Source organism: Massilia hydrophila (genome assembly GCF_020208145.1).
GTDB classification, from domain to species: Bacteria; Pseudomonadota; Gammaproteobacteria; order Burkholderiales; family Burkholderiaceae_D; genus Telluria; species Telluria hydrophila.
This window is the reverse complement of sequence record NZ_JAHYBX010000007.1, coordinates 69462-85759: the sequence shown is the minus strand read 5'-3', so window position 1 is coordinate 85759 and position 16298 is coordinate 69462. Positions and strand designations below refer to the sequence as shown.

The window sequence follows — 16298 nt, the reverse complement described above, 5'->3', positions numbered from 1 at the left end:
TACATTATATCGACACACAGTATATTTTTCAATATAATGTTCCTTTCGACCGATCCAGGAGCACAGCATGAACATCCGTTATCTCAGCAAGGATTACGCGGTAGGGCCGCAGATCACGCCGGCAGACGTCGGCTGGTTGAAGGCGCAAGGTTTCGCCACGCTGGTATGCAACCGGCCGGACGGGGAAGGGGGCGACCAGCCCGCGTTCGCGGAGATCGCCGCCGAAGCCAACAGGCATGGCATGCAGGCCCTGCATCTCCCGGTCGTGCCGGGCCGGATCACGCCGGCCGACCGCGATGCCTTTGCCGCGCTGTATGCGGCGGCGCCGAAGCCGATGCTTGGCTTTTGCCGAACTGGCCTGCGCGCCGAGACCCTGTGGACCGATACCCAGGGCCGCGCCCGGAGCTAGACCCGCTCAGGCCAGGACGGCTACTGGTCGCTGTTGAGCAGCACCTCGAGCAGGATGAAGGATTAGCATGGCAGCATGCGCCAAGCGCAGCCGCACGTTCCGGTTCACGGCCGCGCGGCCGGCAAGTTCAGAAAGGACGGCAGCATGACCATCACCCTCGGCCCATTCACCCTGCCGGCACAGCTGCTGCTGGCCTTCCTCGCGATCATCCTCGGTTCCGCCGCCGGCAGGCGGGTGGCCGGCACACGCGTCGTGAACGCCGACGGCACGCTCTGGCTGGTGATCGCCGGCGCGGTGCTGGTGGGGCGCATCGCCTTCGTGGCGCGCTACTGGGCGGAATATGCGGAAGAACCCTGGCGCCTGCCCGACCTGCGCGACGGCGGGATGGACGCCATGGCCGGATGGGTGGCGGCGGCCGTCATCGGCGGGCTCCTGGCCTGGCGCAGGAGGGCGCAGCGCAGGGCGATCGCCGGCGCCCTCTGTGCGAGCCTGTGCATCTGGGTAGCGGGCAATGGACTGCTGCGCATGGCCGATACGCGCCTGTCCCTGCCCAGGGTGACGCTGACCGACCTTGACGGGCGCACCGTATCGCTCCCGGCGTTTGCCGGCAAGCCCGTGGTGCTCAACCTGTGGGCCAGCTGGTGTCCGCCCTGCAGGCGCGAAATGCCGGCGCTGGGCAAGGCGCAACAGGGCGCCGCCGACCTGCACTTCGTGTTCGTCAACCAGGGCGAGGACGCGGCGGCGGTGCGGGCCTACCTGCAATCCGAACGCCTGCCGCTGCGCAATGTCGTACTCGACCCTGGCGGCGCGCTGGCCACGGCGGCGAGCGCTCCCGGCCTGCCGACCACGCTGTTCTTCGATGCGCAAGGCATGCTGGTCGGCAAGCGGATGGGCGAGCTTTCGTCGGCGACGCTGGCCGAACACCTGGGCGCGCTGCGCGCCAGGCAATGAATCTGAGCGACCGGGAAATTTTTAGGAAACAGTTTCCTTTCGTCGGCGCGCGAGACCGAAGCCGCGCACGGGGCTTCCCGGATCCGACCAGCACCATTTTTTACTGCAGTTCAGAGAGCGTCAGCGTAAGGATTGCAAGGAGGGGAAGAGACGACGTAGCGAGATGGCCGTGTGCATGGCCATTGTCCTTGTGCTGCTCACAGTGGTCCTGGCGTGGCGATGTCGGAGTGCGCGGCGCCAGGCGCTGACGGCGGCAGGCCCGGCGCAGCGGACGGGGGTGAAGGGCCTGCGGGCCGTGGTCAGCGCTGGCCCGCGCTTCCTGTCATGAGCTTCTCCAGCCGGCGGTCCAGCCCGTCGCGGTCGAGTTCCCCCATATGACGCAGGACCAGGCGTCCGTCCTTGTCGTAGAACAGCGTGGTCGGCATCGCAAACGATCCAGTGCGGCGGCCCGCCTGCCGCGCCCGATCGGTGAACACGTTCGCCATTCCCAGTTGTTGCTGCGCCATGAAGGCCTGGATCGTTGCCGCGTCTTCCCCCTGGTTGATGAACAAGAAGCGGATGCCGGGGTAGCGCCGCTGGGCCTCTTCCAGCGCAGGCATCTCGCGCCGGCAGGGCGGGCACCACGTCGCCCACAGGTTCACGACCATCGGCTTGCCGGCGAGGTCATGCAAGCGCACCGGTGTGCCGTCCAGGCGTTTCAGTGCCACCAGCGGTAGCGGCGTACTGCGTGGTCCGAGGCTGGCGGTGGCAATGGCGCCGCCTGTCCAGGCTACGGCGCCGGCCAGGAAGGCGGCCAGGACCGGGCGGCGCGGCGTGCCGCTGCGCGCAGTCAGGTGCAAGCCCAGGGCCAGCGCGGTCAGGATGCCGGCGGCGTCCGAGAATCCGCCGTCGCCGAGGTCCGCGATCGACAGCGGCGCGGCCAGGTAGTCCCCTGCGTTCTGCAGCACGAAGGTGATGCGCGCCGCTACCAGGCTGCCGAGGACCGTCTTCCAAATCACTGGCCAGCTACGCCAGCCGCGGCTGTGCTGGTACCACCAGCTGACCATGGCAAGGGCGCACAATGCGAGCGCCGGTGCTGCCCATCCACTCCAGTCCAACGCATCCACCAAGCCGCTCCTCACGCTCAAGCTGCATTACAGTCGTCCATGGCCGCAACATCCGCATGGCCTCCGGGACGCATCATACGGGCACAGGATGAACGGCGCGTTAGCGTCCGGGACGAAGGCGATGGCGCGCGCCCGGCTTCGCGGCGGCCCCCTATACTGCGTGCGAAAGGGGGGCGCATGCCTGCGCCCCGGAGGAGACAAGGCATGATCTTGTGCCAGCTGTTCGAACCCTTGTCCAGCATCTACAGCTACCTGATGCCGGCAGATGACGGATAGTCCGCAAGGATAAAACTCGTCGGCAATATTTACACGCAGGTTACGACAAGCTTATGCGACAGGAATAGTCGCCGTGGATTCAAGGCCTTACGAAAAGAAAATTTCCATGGCATCAGTTTTGCATCAGGTATGCCCAGCACAACAATACGGGGAAACCATGAAATGCTTATCGACCTTGGCCTGCGCTATGTTGTTGAGCGCTTCGCCGCTCGCCACTGCCGGCGTCTGGTACAAGTGGCACGCGACAAATGACATTGCGCCGCGAGGCATTTCACTGCTGCTTGAGTTCGACAGGGCAGTTGTGCGATCCGGCACCTTCCAGATGCGCATCGATGTGGACGACAACGCTTTCCGGGACACGGTGTTTCCGCAATCCGGCCTGCTCAGTTTCTATTACGGCACCGGCACGGAAGGCGAAATCACATGGAAGCCACGCAAGGGCATTACCGACCCCGGTCCGCTCATCCTGGACATGGACATCCGTTTCGGCCCGGGCCGGCACCTGACAGGTGGCATCTATGCCCACAACTACAATAGCCAGTTCGGCATGTCGACGGGCTTCATGGGTGGGCCGAATTCACCATCTACGAGGCTGAAAGCGATGCGGGCATGAAAGGCTGCGGGTGGGCGAGCGAGGAGGGCAGGCCCTGCTTCGGTGCGACCGGGCAGATCCGGCAGATTCCCGAGCCGGCGTCGATCGCACTGATTGGCCTTGGCGTGCTTGGGGCAGCGCTCTCGCGTCGCCGCAATAGGAGGAAAGCGGTTCGCTGAGCGCCTGGCGCTGGTCGCTTCGCGCTACAGGCAGGACAATGCAGGCACAGCAAAAAGCAAAAAGCCCAGTCCGAAGACTGGGCTTTTTGCTTGAATTCTTGGGGTGGCTGATGGGACTCGAACCCACGACAACAGGAATCACAATCCGGTGCGCAAAACTGGCTAAGCAATTGATTTTGTGGGGATTCATGATGAATTCGTTGGAATACTAGGGCCGCTGAAACCCGCATAAATGGCGGGTCTATTTCGGCATCTTCCAACGTTTTCAGGGGCGTTCAACCATCACCGACCACTCCTGAACGTAGCTCGGCCCCGCATCGCCCTGCGGCCTTTCCTCGCCGTACAGCAGCATGCCGTGGCCATGCATCGTGATCAGGCGTGCGTGGTAGAGGTCCGGCAGCAGCGACGCGCCCACCTGGCTATCCGCGTTGGTGACACTGGCCATGATCACACCGGCCATGCCATAGACGCGCACCTCGCCCTGGACGAAGTCCGACCGGCCGATATCGAGGTCCGAGAGGCGCTTGCCCGCGTTGCGCAGGCGTTTCACTTTTCCGAACATGCGCCGAGTGTAGCATTTAGTCGATTTTCCAATTCCGGACAGCCTAAGCATGCTACTGTACTTACATGCGCATCAGAACCGATAGTTTGACCGCCCTTCATGTAGACATGGCAATTAGACTTGCGGACTCGTCAGGCATTGCTGCCGGCGCCGCGGAGCTGTTCCGGTTGGGCATGCCGATCGTAGACGCTCGCCGGATACTCCTTCGGGTCGGTCAACGGCGGCGAGATTACGGGGATCAGAAGAGTTCACCTTCCGGCCAGCTTCAGACTGCCTAGGCGACTGCCATATCGACCGAATCAAGCTCGCCGCCACCGACAAGGACAATGTGGACTGTTGAGCTAGATCAAACCCGAGCGCTGGCGGCCTGCCATTCTTGCTGAATGAACAATCGACCTGACCGCCTGACCGCCGTATATATTGATCTCGCGCTAAACTTGGTCGAGTCGCACGGCATTGCCGCCGCCGCTCGGGCGCTATTCGATGTCGGCGTGCCCATCGAGTTGGCGCGCCGCGTGCTGCTGAGGCCGACCGAGCGGCGCCGCTACTTGGCGTTCACCGCCCTGCAGGCCTCGAACCGCTCGACGACGCGCTGGTAGTTCCGCAAGATTCGTCCAACGTCTGCTGCGTCGCCGAGAATCTCTGCAGCCACCTCCGGCACAATTGCCGGTCCTTCTCCGTCAGCTGCAGGTCCGGAGGCAGCGGGTCGATTACCGGCCGGGGCGCCGGCTGGTACTGGCCTTGCGGGGCAGCGCAGGCGGTCAGTGCCAGCACGCACGCGGCGCTGAGCAGCTTCAAGGTTCGTTGCATATTCCTGTTCCTTTCGATGGGCTTGTTCGTCCTTGGTGCGCAGCTGGTCGCGCAGGGCGGTCTCGCGCTCGCGCGCCAGTGCTGCTTCGTGGTCGCGCTGCTCCCGGCCGAGAGCAACGGCGGCGTCGTAGCCGGCCCGGTACCGGGCGGCGCTGTAGTGGCGCAGGCCGAGCCCGGCGCCGATGATCAGCAGGATCACCGCCAGAACGGTGCACAGCAGTCGGTGGAGCGCTGTCATGCTAGCCCCCGCAGGCACAGTTCGCGCTCAGCCTGGCGTCGACGCGTCAGGCCGCGCACCTGCCGACCATCCACCTTGTCCCACATCAGCAGTGCATCGCACGCGCCGCGCATGTCGCCAGCCCGTGCCCGGCGTGCCATGCTGGATCCGCAGAAGGCCGAGACGCCGATGTTGTAGGCCGCATCGACGAAAGCCACGCGCTGGCCGTCCGTCAGGCGGTCCATTGGGATGCAGCTGGCAATCCCGGCCGCGTGCCGCTCGAGGTCGCGGTCGAGCTGGGCGCGGCACTGCTCCTGCGTGTACGTCCGCCCCCAGGCCGCATTCTCGGTGGCGCCAGTACAGTAGGTCAGCACGCCGCCCAGGTCGCGGTAGGTGGTCAGCTTCGTGCCTTCCCATGCTGGCGTGAACGCGAGCAGCGTTGCGGCGACAACGGCGCCGACGATACCCGCCAGCCCTGCGGCGCGCCGGTTCATTTACCGACTCCAAGCCGCGCGTCGGTCTCGCGCTGCTCGCGGCGGTCCCTGCGGTACGTGTAGATCGCGTTGATGGCGAATGTCAGCAGGGCGGTGATGATGCCGACGATGACGCCGATCTCGGTCAGCGTCAGGGATGCGCCGATGGCAGTGGCGCCGCCGGCGTAGCTGCCCAGCTCGGGCGCGCTCAGTTTGCTCATGGAGGATACTTTCGGAAGGTCGAAAAAAAGCCCGCTTCTGCGGGCTGGATCGAGAGGTAGGGCTGCTTAGACGGGCTTCACCCTCACGTTCGCCCGGCCATCGGGCAGCAGGTTCTGCACGACGCCGACGGCGCGGCGGTACTGCGCGAACGTGATCGCATCGTCGTCCACCAGCTGCGCACCGATGCCGTCCCCGTCCTGCACTGGCACCACGTACTGGCCCGGCGCCGCGCCCAGCACGTTCACCGGCACCTGGCCGCAGTAAGCGATGCGGTCGACGCGCTGGCGAGCCTGCTCGAGCAGCGCTTCGAAGTCGGCCATCTCTGCCTGGTAGCCTGGCATGGTGATGGTGTCGAAGGTGGCGCGCGCGGCGGCCACCAGCTGCGCATGGGCGGCCTGGTCGGCTTCGTACACGGCCAGCGCGGCCTCGTCGGCATCCTCGCCCGGGTGAGCAGCACCGGCATACTCTGGCGGGACGAAGACGGGTTCGACCTGGCGCGCGCGGCCCAGCGCTTCCTCGCTGCCCCAGGTGTCGCCGCCCACGTAAGACGGGTCGGTCGACTTGATGAGGAAGCTGACGGCATCGGCCCAGGTATCCACCAGCAGACCGTCCGCATCCACGCCGACAATCTGGCCCTTGGCCAGCGTGCCGCAGCCTGGCGCCTTGGTCATATACTCGGCATAGTCGGCACCTGTCGCGTTGAGGGTGCCGGCGGCATTGATCGAGCGCCCAGTCGTGGTGTTCTTGTAGAGAAGAACCGCAGTTCCTGCCGTGTTGACCCCGACCCCCTGCGCCCCGTAGAAATAGGAACCACCGGTATTGTTGTCGATCGCCGCGACCATGCTGCCCTCAACAACGGGTTTCCGTAACGTATGGCAGGTCCCGCTTGTCACACCCACCAGTAAATTGCCGCTGGTATCGATGCGTGCCTTTTCCGTATCCAGTTCGGCTAGCGCCGCCTGCACGTTCGTGGACTGGATATTGCCTGTCGGCGTAAATGCAATAACTGATGCTGCATTGCCAGCGCCCACAACGGCTTGCTCGATGTCGTCGGAAAGCTTGTTAAGTTCTGCGATGGCCTGGACGGGCGGCATGCCAAATTGAAAACGGCTTGACATCTAGATTTCCTTGAATTTGATGGTGGTGGCGTAGTGCTGGAAATGCGGCGTGCTGACGGTGGCCGGCTCATCCAGGCGGCAGTACAGCTGGTGCGCCTGCTCCAGCCTGGCGTCGGCGCCGTTCGGATACAGGCTGAACAACATCGGCTTGGCCAGTCCGTTTCGGTTGACGATGTCCCAGAGGGCGGCCCGGTCATGCGCCGGCATCAGCGACAGGTCGATGCTCTGCACCCGGCGGCGCGTGCCGATGTCCGGCATCAGGTCGCCGGCGGCGGTTTCCACCAGCGTGGTGCCGTCAGCCATGGTGAGCGGCGCGCCGTAGCTGGCGTTGTACTGTGGCTCCCAGTACGCACCGCAGACCAGGCGCGCGGCCTCGATGTAGCCGGCCGAGTTCGTCGGGTCGCTGATGTCGATGACCAGCTTTCGGACGGCGCCCGGTACCGGAACCCACACGCGGCCGTACGTGCCGCCGCCGTACGCGAAAGCGTTGGACCCGAGCGGCGCGGCGCCCCATCCCCACAGGCCCAACACCGGACCGGGGCAGGCGTCCACGGCGCCGGTATCGAACAGCGGTACGGCGTCGCCCACGGCGCTGTAGCCGCGCACGCGGATCGTCGCCAGCGGCGTCAGGTTGCAGAACGGCAGGACCACGCCGCCGATGGTCTCCAGCGCAGACCAGGTCGCGGTGAGCGTGGCGGTCGCGCCGGTGCTGCGCCACACGTGCGTCTTGATGTCAGTGCGCAGGTTAGACACGGCCATGTCCGCGCTGGCCTGGCTCGATGCCGTCAGCGTGGCGCGGTCTATGGCGTTGTCCGAAATGATGCGAAGGTTGGGCATCTAGCCTCCCAGGTAAATGCAAGGAATGACGGCCACCTCGTCCGCCGCCAGGTCGATGACCCCGCCGGCGGCCACGCGAGCCTTCGCCACTGTGTAGCCGCGCACCAGGTCGTCGTTCTGTCGCATGGCTACGCCCGGGATGCTCGACGTCACCAGCAGATCGTCGGCGCCGATTGGACCGCCTTCGCCGCAGACCTTGATCTGGCCTTCGCCGACGGAGTTGACGGCGACCAAAGTGTGCGTGCCGGCCAGCTCGTAGTAGGAGCCGCACATCAGATCCATCTCTGGCGTGCGAGCGTCCACCATTGCCGCCGGCGCGTGGTCGGCCAGCGGGCCCATGATGCCGGCCACTGGACCGCGCACGCCTCGCTGGTATGGCGCGCTGCTGCGCTCCATCGTGAACAGGGTGTTGCTGTAGCCGCGCTCGGCCACGCACGCCACGTCGACGACCAGGTCGCCCAGCTGCACGTCGGCATCGTTCGGCACCAGGCCATCGTGGGCGCCGGTGAACGGACCGTAGTTGGTCCCGGTCCCGTCGGCGTAAAAGTCATACGAATTCCCGCCGCCGATGTAGCCGGACGCGCCGGTGCGGTTGTTCCTGCCGACGATGCCATGCGACGAATTGGACGTGTTACCGGCGGGGACGAAACCAACGATGGCAGATTGACCCGCTACCGTGCCGGACGCCTGCAAAGCGGAGCCGGCATAGCCCAGGTTGTCGAAGTTGCCGATCCTGCAAAAGAGGTTATCCGCCCACACCACACCATTGGCCTGGATCTCGAAAGCCTTTCCGCTTGGGCTGTAGCCCGTCCCGAAGCGCACGACCACGCCATCCAGCACGCCAAAACGGATTTTGTCCGCCGACAGCGTGCCGTCAACCAGCATGTTGCCGTTGACGTAGGCGGCCATGGTCAGCCAGCCGTCGTAGGTGTCGAAAAAGCGCTCCTCCGATGTCACGCCGTTGTGCAGCGTCATGCGGTCGCGGTCGATCGGCTGGAAGCCAGTTGCCGCCGTGAAGATGCTGTTGGCCGTGCTGGTGGCCATGGCGGTGCCGTTGCTGTTCTTGAAGCCTGCATAGCCGCTCACCGCAACGGCGATCGTGCCGCGCCGGCCAGTCGCGCCTGCTGATCCCTGCGGCCCCTGTGGGCCTTGCGGCCCCTGCGGCCCTTGGGGGCCTTGCGCCCCTTGCGAGCCGGTCTTGGACTTCGACAGCGAGAACAGCTTCTGGATCGAGGAATAGCCGACACGTGACGCGGTGATCGTGATGACCGCGCTGTCGACGCCGGGGGCAATGCCCTGCACAGTCAGCGTGCGCCCGGACAGCGTGTACTGGACGCCAGTCCCGCTCGACGCCGGCGATGCCGAATACGACCACGATGCGGACAGGTCGTTGATGCCTTCGTACACGGTCATCTCGGTCGACGCCCCGACCAGCGACAGGACATTACCGGCCGTGTCCGCCGGAACCGTGTGCGCCTCGTTCGATAGCAGGAAGTTGATCGCGGAGCGGCCGTCCAGGCCTTCACGCAGCTTGGCGATGGTGACCTCGTCAAAGAGGCCGTCCTGCTCCACGCGCACGCGCACAGTGTCGGCGCTCATGTTCGCGAAGTTCAGCACCTTCTGCCAAGCGTCCGCGCCGGCGGACAAGGTGGCGGCCCCGGGCGGGGTCGTCCAGTTCGGCGTGCCGGTCAGCCCGTTTGCGGTCGCCGTCAGCGTAATGCTGCTGGGGGACGGGACATTGGACTTGTTGACCTGGAACACTTGCGAGCTGGCAGCCAGGACAAGGCCTTTGAAAGCGCCGTCAGCCACCCGCGCGACCGTTTGCTTTGCCGTGTAGGTGATGCCGTCCTTCGTGATCGAAGCGGTCACCTCGACCGTCTGCCCGGCGATGTCGGCGGCGGCCAGGGTAGCGGTGTTGCCGCTCACGCTCAAGGGCGTCACCGGCGACGTGGTGAAGGTCGTGCTCCCGCTCATGTTCAGCAGGGTCGCCACCAGCGTGATCGTCGCCGGCGAGGGCGAGCCGGACGACGGCACCTTGACCAGGTTGGCCGACGCGGCCAGCAGCAGCGCGCGGTCGGTGGCGGGCGTGGTGCGCTGGCCAGCGGCCTGCAGCAGCACGTCTCGGTCATTTACGATGTCGCTCATACGATGAATTCCACTTTCACACGGCGGGTCAACCAGTCGGGAGCCAGGGCGACGACCTGGCCGGTCACGCCGGCCTCCATGCCGAAGCGCGGGCTGTAGACGGTGATGGCCTGGCCCAGCTCAAGCTGCAGCAGTTCGGGAAAGCCCTCGAACTCGTAGACGGTGCGCGGCGTTTTCCAGAGATTCAGGCGGCGCTGCGCCTCGGCCTCAGCATCGACCTTGCGCAGTAGCATCGTGTCCTGCTGTACTGGCTCGCCGCTCAGGCGGTAGGCGCTCTGCACCGCCGCGTCGCTCTTCGTCACGCTCAGCCACTCGGTGGCGTACAGGTCGCGGTGCTCGGTCGGGATGTTCGTCACCAGCCCTTCCTGCACCGTCCAGTTGCGGCAGTAGCCGAGCTTCACAGCTCCGACCACATCGGTGCGGCTGATCGGCTGCAGGGTGCGGTCGACCATGTGCTCAGGGCGGACGGCGAACGGCACGCCCGCCGGCGGCAACGCGATCTTCAGCAGGCGCAGTTTGCCCAAGCGCGACATCGAGAGCTGGGCGCCGACGCTGCTGGCGAGCTGGCGGCACGCCTCCAGCACGTTCAGGCGCTCCGCAGCGTGGTTGCCCAGCGGCTGCGGATGGGCAGCACCGAAGGCGGCCAGGCTCGCAGCGTCCAGGTCGTCGGCGGTGAAGCGGTCGCTGGCCTTGCCGTAGCCGGTCACCAGGCGCTGCACTAACGGCACGACGGTGTTTGCGTACGCACCGGCCTTGTCACCCTGCACAGAAGCGGTGACGGCGCCGGCCGACTGGTTGGCCAGCGTGAAAGTGCCGGCAGCCAGATTCGCGGTGGCCGCCACCGGCACGCCGTTGTCGCGCACCTCGATCAGGCGCTCGACCTGTCCGCCATGCACTTGGTACGTGAGCGTGGCCGGGTCGACCAGCAGCGGCGTCACGTTGTGGCACTCGCCGAGCGTCACCGGCACCAGCTCGCCCGCGTTCGGTGTCGAGCCGCCCAGCTGCTGCTCGCTCACCGGCGCGTTCAGGCGCTGCAGCTTGTCGCGCAGGCGCAGGGCCAAGGCCCCACGGCCGCGCGGCGCGATGTCGGCCACGATGCCGTCAAAGATCAGGCGGAAGTCCGACCGGGCCCAGCGCACGTCGCCGACGTATGCCCTGATCGGGCGGTTCGTCCAGACGTAGCTGAGCCAGGCATCCCGCTCGCCGGTCGTGTTCTCGATCTCGATGTCGCCGGCGGACAGCATGCCGTCACCGTCCAGCGACAGCCGCTCGGTGAAGAGCGTGCCGACGCGGGCGATGGGGCGGTAGTGCGCGTTCGGCGGCGTGTCGCCCGGGCCGGTATTGAACCCCTTGGTCGCCATGCGGATCGTCGTTTCAACGCCACCGATCAGGGCGGTCGCCTCGATCAGCACGACGCCGATCGCAGCGGGGTCCTTCAGCCAGGCCAGGAACTGGTCATCGGTCATACAGGTGCTACCCTCGAAGGTTCACGCTGTCCAACAGCCCGCACCACATCGGTGAGGGCTGCGGTCAGCTTGTTGGTGGAACGATCACTGATGTCGGCCTCTGCCTGGATCTGGTCGCCAGTCTGCTTGCGCAGGTCGTCTCGCAGCCCTTTCAGCTCCGCACGCATCGAGCCGTTTTCCTCACGCAGGCTCTTGATCTCGGCGACCAGTGCCGTTGAGGCGCCGGTACCGTAGTCCTGCGCCCGGATCGGCGCCTGCTGCATCAGGTACTCGTCACTGCGCTTGAAGGCCTCGGTGATGTCGCGGATCGAGATACCGGCCTGCAGCTGCTTGGTCCAGAACTCCATGCCAGCAGGATCAGCCTGGCGACCCAGCATCGACTTGTAGATCGACTCGATCGCGTTACCCTGGCCGCCAGTCGGAACCGGCTGGCCTGCAGCGATCAGGAGCGCGCTGAGGTTGTTCACCGCATCGCGCACCGTCAGCACCGCGCCCTGGACATCCAGAAGCCCGGCAACCTGGGCCTTCAGCGCTTCCAGGCTGGCCTGGCCGACATCGACCTGCATCTCGGCCCACTTCGCGGCCTCTTCGGTCGCGGCCTGGGCAAAGGCGAAGTCGGCTTGGTACTGCGCGCCGCTGGCGTTGACCAGCTGCGACGCTTCCAGGAAAGCTCTGTAGGCGTCCGCGTACCGGCCCTGAGCTGCCTCATCACCACCGCGAGCAGCTGCCACCGTGCGCTCGTACTGCGCGCGCGCTTCCTGATACTTCTGCATCGGCGTGAGCGGCGACAGGTTGCCCAGCAGCGTGCTGTCACGCAGGCCGCGCAGCGTCTTGGCGAAGTTCACCATGCGGTCGGTCGTGGCCTTGATGGCGTCGGACTCGGCCTGGTAGGCGCTCGTCAGGGCGGTGCGGGCGCCGGTGAGGGCTTCGGCTGCATTGACCTGGTCGAATAGCGCGCGGTTGCTTTCGTTGACCGCAGCGCGCTGCTTCTCCAGCAGCTGAGCGGGCGACAGCGTCAGCTCGTCCAGGCGGCCCTGCAGGCTGGTCCTTTCGGCCAGCACCGCAGCAGCCTTCTGCGCGATCTGCACCTGGTCGAAGAGAGCGCGGTTGCTCTCATCCAGAGCGTTGCGTTGCTTTTCCAGCAGCTGGGTCGAGGTCAGCGTGAGCGAATCCAGCTGCTCTTGCACCGACTTGCGCTCTTCCAGCACCGCCTGGGCGCGGGTCGCCGCCTGCACCTGGTCGAACAGCGACCGGTTGCTTGCGTCCAGCGCCGCGCGCTGCTTGTCCAGCAGTTCGACGGAGCTGAGCGTGAGGGCGTCGAGCTGGTCCTGCAGCTCGATCCGCTCATCGGCCACAGCCTGGGCGCGCGCCGCAGTCTCATCCAGCGCTGCCACTTCCGCCCGCAGTGCCGCCAGGCGGTCGTACAGGGCGACGGTCGAGGCGTCCATGCCCTGGATTTCCGCAGCGCGGCGGTCGTCCGGCGACATGCGGCCGCGCAGGATCTCGTCGATCTGATCCTGGTAGCCCTTGTTCACCTCGGCCAGCTTGGCTGCGGCGTTGCCAGCCGACTCCGCGACAGCCTCGATCACCGGGTACACCTGGGCGAAGGCGGCCTGCAGCTGCATCAGGGCGCCGTATTGCTTGGCGCCGGCCTCGGTGGTCAGGTCCAGACCCAGCACGACGGACTTGAACTCGTCGCGGGTGTCCACGCTGGCCAGGCCCATCGCGGCCAGCTGCTCAGTCACATACTTCTGCACCGGCGCCAGGCGCTCGGCTTCCGTGAGGAAGTTCTGCGCGAAGCCTTGGGCGTTCGCTGCGAACGCTTCCACGCCGCCGGCCGCCTCGATGAGCCGCTCGCGCGCACCCAGCGAGGACAAGCCAACAGCGCCCATCGTCATGCCGATCGACTGCAGCACCGCGTCGACGGCTGCGTAGTCGGTCGCCAGGCGCTGCAGGGTGGCCGCGGCGCTTTCGCCCTTCTGCTGGAAATGCACCAGGCTGGGCACCAGGTCCTTGGCCATGGTGTCGGCCAGGCCCTCGAAGTAGGCCGCCAGGTTCTTCTGCGTCTCCTCCTCGGTCTTACCGATCGCCACGTTGATGGCGTCGGTGCGGGTCGCGATGCTGGACGCGTCAGCGCCCAAGGCCTCGGCGAAGGCCTTGGTCGTGGCGCGCAGGTCCGCATAGGTGTCAGACAGGAACTCGTAGACCTCGGTGGTGACCGGGGTGTACGCGGTGCCTTCCTTGTCGCTGCGGAATACGCCGCCCTTGGCCTCCCAGTGGTCGCGCTGCGCGCCCTGGAAGCCAGTCGACGAAGTGAGATTGCCCCACAGGTCGCTGGACTTCACCTCCGGGTTCTTGCGGCCGAACAGGGCGGTGGCGATGCTCGCGCCAGACAAAAGGTTCGCCGTCTTGCTCGACATTCCCAGAGCCTGGAAGACCTTGTTGAACAGCAGGGATTCGCCGACCAGCGGGTGCAACATGTCCTTTTTCTGGATCGTGCTGGGGTCGGTAAAGCCGTTCTTGTACAGGCCGTCAGCGATCGCCATGCCAACCGCGACCCAACCACCGTACGTGGCGGCCCCGCCGAGTGCACTTGTTGCGCCCTTGCCAATCGACGTATTGCCGAACAGGGACGCCAGCGAGCCTAACCCCCCGACGCCGTTTCCAGCGCTTCCGCCGCCCTGCATGAGGGCTGTGATCTGGCTCGACATCGGCTGCACTGCCGCCTGGATCACCGGGCGCAATACCAGCGTGCTGAACATGTTTTTCAGCGTGTCGATCAGGTTTTTCCCAAACGACTTGCCCGATTCGAAGCCGCGGAGCAGGGCATCAGTCAGCGACTGCTCGATCGAGTCGGCCGCGCGCTTCCACTCTTCGGCCGCCTTCTTGGCGGAATCCACTGCGATCTGCTTGCGGGCGCCTTCGCGCTTCGCATCAGCGAGGTCGCGCAGCGCTGCAGCCTGTTCGCGGTACAGCTGTGCAACTTGGCTGCCTGGCTCCTTGAAATCGAGTGCTGCCGCTGTTTCTTCTTTCAGGGCGGCGGAATCGAGCAGACGCTGAGCTTGCAAGTCAGCCACGGCGTCAACAGACAGGCCGATTACCTCATTGTTCTGACGCTGGGCAGTCAGCTGCTCAAGCAGGGAATCGCGGTATTGCGTTGCCGTGCGAATACCCTGCTCGTACAGCTTGTCCGACTCTGCTTGGGCCTTGAGTTGGTCGTCGTTCGCCTTCTTGATGCCCGGCTGCTTGGCGAGAAGATCGGCCTGCGCCTTCGTCAGCTGCTCGAGCGACAGCGCGCCTTTCGCGTAGGCCTTGCCCAGCCTATCCCAGTTTTCAGCAAAGTCTGGAGTCAAGCCGGCCAACTCGGCCAGCAGGGCGGCTTCCTTCTTCAGCTGTTCGGCCGCCGCCTTGGCGGCCGCCTCGCGCTTCTTCTGCGCCGCCTCTTCAACGTCGGCATATTCCTTGGCTGTGATCGCCAGGAGGTTCTTGGTCTCTACCTCATTCAGGCCGTTTTCCGCTGCCTTTACGCGCGCGGCTGCGAGGGCGCGAGTGCGTAATTCTTCACGGCTGAGCAGCTTGTCCATGCCGTTCGTGATTTCGATACGCAGCTGCTCCGCGCGCGCGCTCCGCGCATCGGCTTCGGCCTGCTTCTGCGACAGGTCGAGCTTCTTCTGCATGGCCGCGATTTCGGCGTTGACAGCATCAAGCAGGACCTGCTGCTTCCTGGCTCCCCAGGTGTCCTTTCGCGCATTCGCGTCGTTGATATTCTGCTGGATTTTTGCTGCGCTGGCCGTCAGATCGGCGAGGGTATCCTCGCGCCCGATGCTCAGGAACCAGTCCTTGACGGAGCCTGCCGCTTCGGTAACGCCGTTCTTGATGCCCCTCCAGGCCGCTTCGATGTAGCCCAGGTTCTCCACCACGCGCTGGGTTTGGCCCTCAATGCCTTCGGCGTGCGCCTTCTGAGCCAGGGTGACGGCTTCAACAGTTCGGCCTTCGTCTTGCAGGGCCTTCACCTGGGCATAGGTCGCGGCGGTGACGTGGTGATACTTACTGGCCAGGTCGGCGAGGGCCTTGACCGGATCCTTGCCCAGCGAGGCGAACTCCTCAACTGTCGTGCCCACCTCGCGCCCAAGGTCGCGCTGCGCCTTGATGGCCGTCACGCTCAGATCGACCATGGCAGCGCCCGAGATCTGGCCGGTTGCAACCATCGAGGCGAGCACTTCGGCGGCGTTGCTCTGCGAGCCGATGAAGTCGGCGGTCTGAGCTGCCGCCTCAGCCATCAGAGCCGCGGAGGTGCCGGCTGCGTTCCCGGTTTGCGCGATCGCCAGGTTGTAGGCTCGCGCCTCTTTGCTGCCGGCGTAATAGGCGTAGCCCAGGCCGGCTACGGCTGCAGTCGCGAGAGTGATCGGGTTGAGCAGTCCAAGGACCCGGGCGCCGACGTTGCGGATTGCGCTACCAACGCCGCCGAACGAGTCAACTACCTGGCCGCCCTGTTGCATCAGCACCGTCAGGGGTGAGCTACCACCCTGCAGGCTGGTTAGCACGTCGGTCAGCTGCGCCGGAAGCTGGCGCATCGCGTTCGTGGTCTGCGCTGCCGACTGTCCCGCGCGCTGCTGCGCCTGCTCGACAGCACGCAACTGACGCAGGTACGGCTCGAGGGCCGCAGGATCGACGCCGCGCTGGCGGGCGAGGATCTCGTAGTAGCGCGCGCCAGTGCGTCCGCCAGACTCCATCTGCGCGGTTGTTCGCTGAATGGCCTGGACGAGGTTCTGCTGCGAGCGCGCGGAATTGTTTGCGCCGGTCGTGAGCGTGCGCTCGGCACGGTTCGCCGCCGTCGTGGCCTGTTGCAGACCAGCCTCGACGCCGCTGGCGTCCGCCACGATCCTGATTTCTGCAGTGCTGGTCGTATCCGACATGCTTGCCTCAATAATGAAA

General features: G+C 65.7%; 14 protein-coding genes. 4 read left to right on the top strand and 10 right to left on the bottom strand.

The annotated features are described in order from the left end of the window. Positions 1-67: 67 nt before the first annotated feature. Together LE190_RS16270 and LE190_RS16265 are read left to right on the top strand one after the other, a co-directional pair. Entirely contained in the window at positions 68-409 is a 342-nt protein-coding gene (locus LE190_RS16270) for a protein tyrosine phosphatase family protein (protein ID WP_225239688.1), read from the top strand. A gap of 144 nt (positions 410-553) precedes the next feature. Continuing rightward, positions 554-1360 (top strand): TlpA disulfide reductase family protein, encoded by an 807-nt coding sequence (locus LE190_RS16265; RefSeq protein WP_225239687.1) that lies wholly within the window; start codon positions 554-556, stop codon positions 1358-1360. Positions 1361-1659: 299 nt separating this feature from the next. Here LE190_RS16265 and LE190_RS16260 read toward each other — a convergent pair whose 3' ends face one another. Beyond that, entirely contained in the window at positions 1660-2466 is an 807-nt protein-coding gene (locus LE190_RS16260) for a TlpA family protein disulfide reductase (RefSeq protein WP_225239784.1), read from the bottom strand. A 382-nt stretch (positions 2467-2848) separates the two neighbouring features. Here LE190_RS16260 and LE190_RS16255 point away from each other — a divergent pair, with 382 nt between their 5' ends. Together LE190_RS16255 and LE190_RS22030 are read left to right on the top strand one after the other, a co-directional pair. Continuing rightward, positions 2849-3355 (top strand): hypothetical protein, encoded by a 507-nt coding sequence (locus tag LE190_RS16255; protein WP_225239686.1) that lies wholly within the window; start codon positions 2849-2851, stop codon positions 3353-3355. Next, positions 3352-3513, top strand: coding sequence for a PEP-CTERM sorting domain-containing protein (locus LE190_RS22030; protein WP_225239685.1), 162 nt, complete (start codon positions 3352-3354; stop codon positions 3511-3513). The genes LE190_RS16255 and LE190_RS22030 overlap by 4 nt, the downstream gene beginning before the upstream one ends. Positions 3514-3778: 265 nt before the next feature. Here the strand turns inward: LE190_RS22030 and LE190_RS16245 are convergent, their stop codons facing one another. The 9 genes from LE190_RS16245 to LE190_RS16205 form a co-directional block, all read right to left on the bottom strand. Then, on the bottom strand, positions 3779-4075 hold the full coding sequence (locus LE190_RS16245) for a hypothetical protein (RefSeq protein WP_225239684.1): 297 nt from the start codon (positions 4073-4075) through the stop codon (positions 3779-3781). Positions 4076-4619: 544 nt separating this feature from the next. Beyond that, on the bottom strand, positions 4620-5123 hold the full coding sequence (locus LE190_RS16240) for a hypothetical protein (protein WP_225239683.1): 504 nt from the start codon (positions 5121-5123) through the stop codon (positions 4620-4622). Next, the gene (locus LE190_RS16235) at positions 5120-5596 is read right to left on the bottom strand and encodes a lysozyme (RefSeq protein WP_225239682.1); all 477 of its coding nucleotides are present in this window, start codon (positions 5594-5596) and stop codon (positions 5120-5122) included. Before LE190_RS16235 ends, LE190_RS16240 begins: the two co-directional genes overlap by 4 nt. After that, complete coding sequence (locus LE190_RS16230; RefSeq protein WP_225239681.1) at positions 5593-5796, bottom strand: phage holin family protein; 204 nt, start codon at positions 5794-5796, stop codon at positions 5593-5595. The genes LE190_RS16235 and LE190_RS16230 overlap by 4 nt, the downstream gene beginning before the upstream one ends. A 66-nt stretch (positions 5797-5862) precedes the next feature. Next, a complete protein-coding gene (locus tag LE190_RS16225; RefSeq protein WP_225239680.1) occupies positions 5863-6639 on the bottom strand; it encodes a hypothetical protein in 777 nt (258 codons plus the stop codon). Positions 6640-6915: 276 nt separating this feature from the next. Further along, positions 6916-7752, bottom strand: coding sequence for a hypothetical protein (locus LE190_RS16220; RefSeq protein WP_225239679.1), 837 nt, complete (start codon positions 7750-7752; stop codon positions 6916-6918). Then, a complete protein-coding gene (locus LE190_RS16215) occupies positions 7753-9897 on the bottom strand; it encodes a DUF4998 domain-containing protein (protein WP_225239678.1) in 2145 nt (714 codons plus the stop codon). After that, a complete protein-coding gene (locus LE190_RS16210) occupies positions 9894-11363 on the bottom strand; it encodes a hypothetical protein (protein ID WP_225239677.1) in 1470 nt (489 codons plus the stop codon). The genes LE190_RS16215 and LE190_RS16210 overlap by 4 nt, the downstream gene beginning before the upstream one ends. Next, on the bottom strand, positions 11360-16279 hold the full coding sequence (locus LE190_RS16205) for a phage tail length tape measure family protein (RefSeq protein ID WP_225239676.1): 4920 nt from the start codon (positions 16277-16279) through the stop codon (positions 11360-11362). The genes LE190_RS16210 and LE190_RS16205 overlap by 4 nt, the downstream gene beginning before the upstream one ends. Between the last annotated feature and the right edge of the window lie 19 nt (positions 16280-16298).

Coding starts and splice junctions, on each gene's coding strand:
- LE190_RS16270 (WP_225239688.1), top strand. CDS start 68: ATGAACATCCGTTATCTCAGCAAGGATTACGCGGTAGGGCCGCAGATC.
- LE190_RS16265 (WP_225239687.1), top strand. CDS start 554: ATGACCATCACCCTCGGCCCATTCACCCTGCCGGCACAGCTGCTGCTG.
- LE190_RS16255 (WP_225239686.1), top strand. CDS start 2,849: ATGGCATCAGTTTTGCATCAGGTATGCCCAGCACAACAATACGGGGAA.
- LE190_RS22030 (WP_225239685.1), top strand. CDS start 3,352: ATGAAAGGCTGCGGGTGGGCGAGCGAGGAGGGCAGGCCCTGCTTCGGT.
- LE190_RS16245 (WP_225239684.1), bottom strand. CDS start 4,075: ATGTTCGGAAAAGTGAAACGCCTGCGCAACGCGGGCAAGCGCCTCTCG.
- LE190_RS16240 (WP_225239683.1), bottom strand. CDS start 5,123: ATGACAGCGCTCCACCGACTGCTGTGCACCGTTCTGGCGGTGATCCTG.
- LE190_RS16235 (WP_225239682.1), bottom strand. CDS start 5,596: ATGAACCGGCGCGCCGCAGGGCTGGCGGGTATCGTCGGCGCCGTTGTC.
- LE190_RS16230 (WP_225239681.1), bottom strand. CDS start 5,796: ATGAGCAAACTGAGCGCGCCCGAGCTGGGCAGCTACGCCGGCGGCGCC.
- LE190_RS16225 (WP_225239680.1), bottom strand. CDS start 6,639: ATGGTCGCGGCGATCGACAACAATACCGGTGGTTCCTATTTCTACGGG.
- LE190_RS16220 (WP_225239679.1), bottom strand. CDS start 7,752: ATGCCCAACCTTCGCATCATTTCGGACAACGCCATAGACCGCGCCACG.
- LE190_RS16215 (WP_225239678.1), bottom strand. CDS start 9,897: ATGAGCGACATCGTAAATGACCGAGACGTGCTGCTGCAGGCCGCTGGC.
- LE190_RS16210 (WP_225239677.1), bottom strand. CDS start 11,363: ATGACCGATGACCAGTTCCTGGCCTGGCTGAAGGACCCCGCTGCGATC.
- LE190_RS16205 (WP_225239676.1), bottom strand. CDS start 16,279: ATGTCGGATACGACCAGCACTGCAGAAATCAGGATCGTGGCGGACGCC.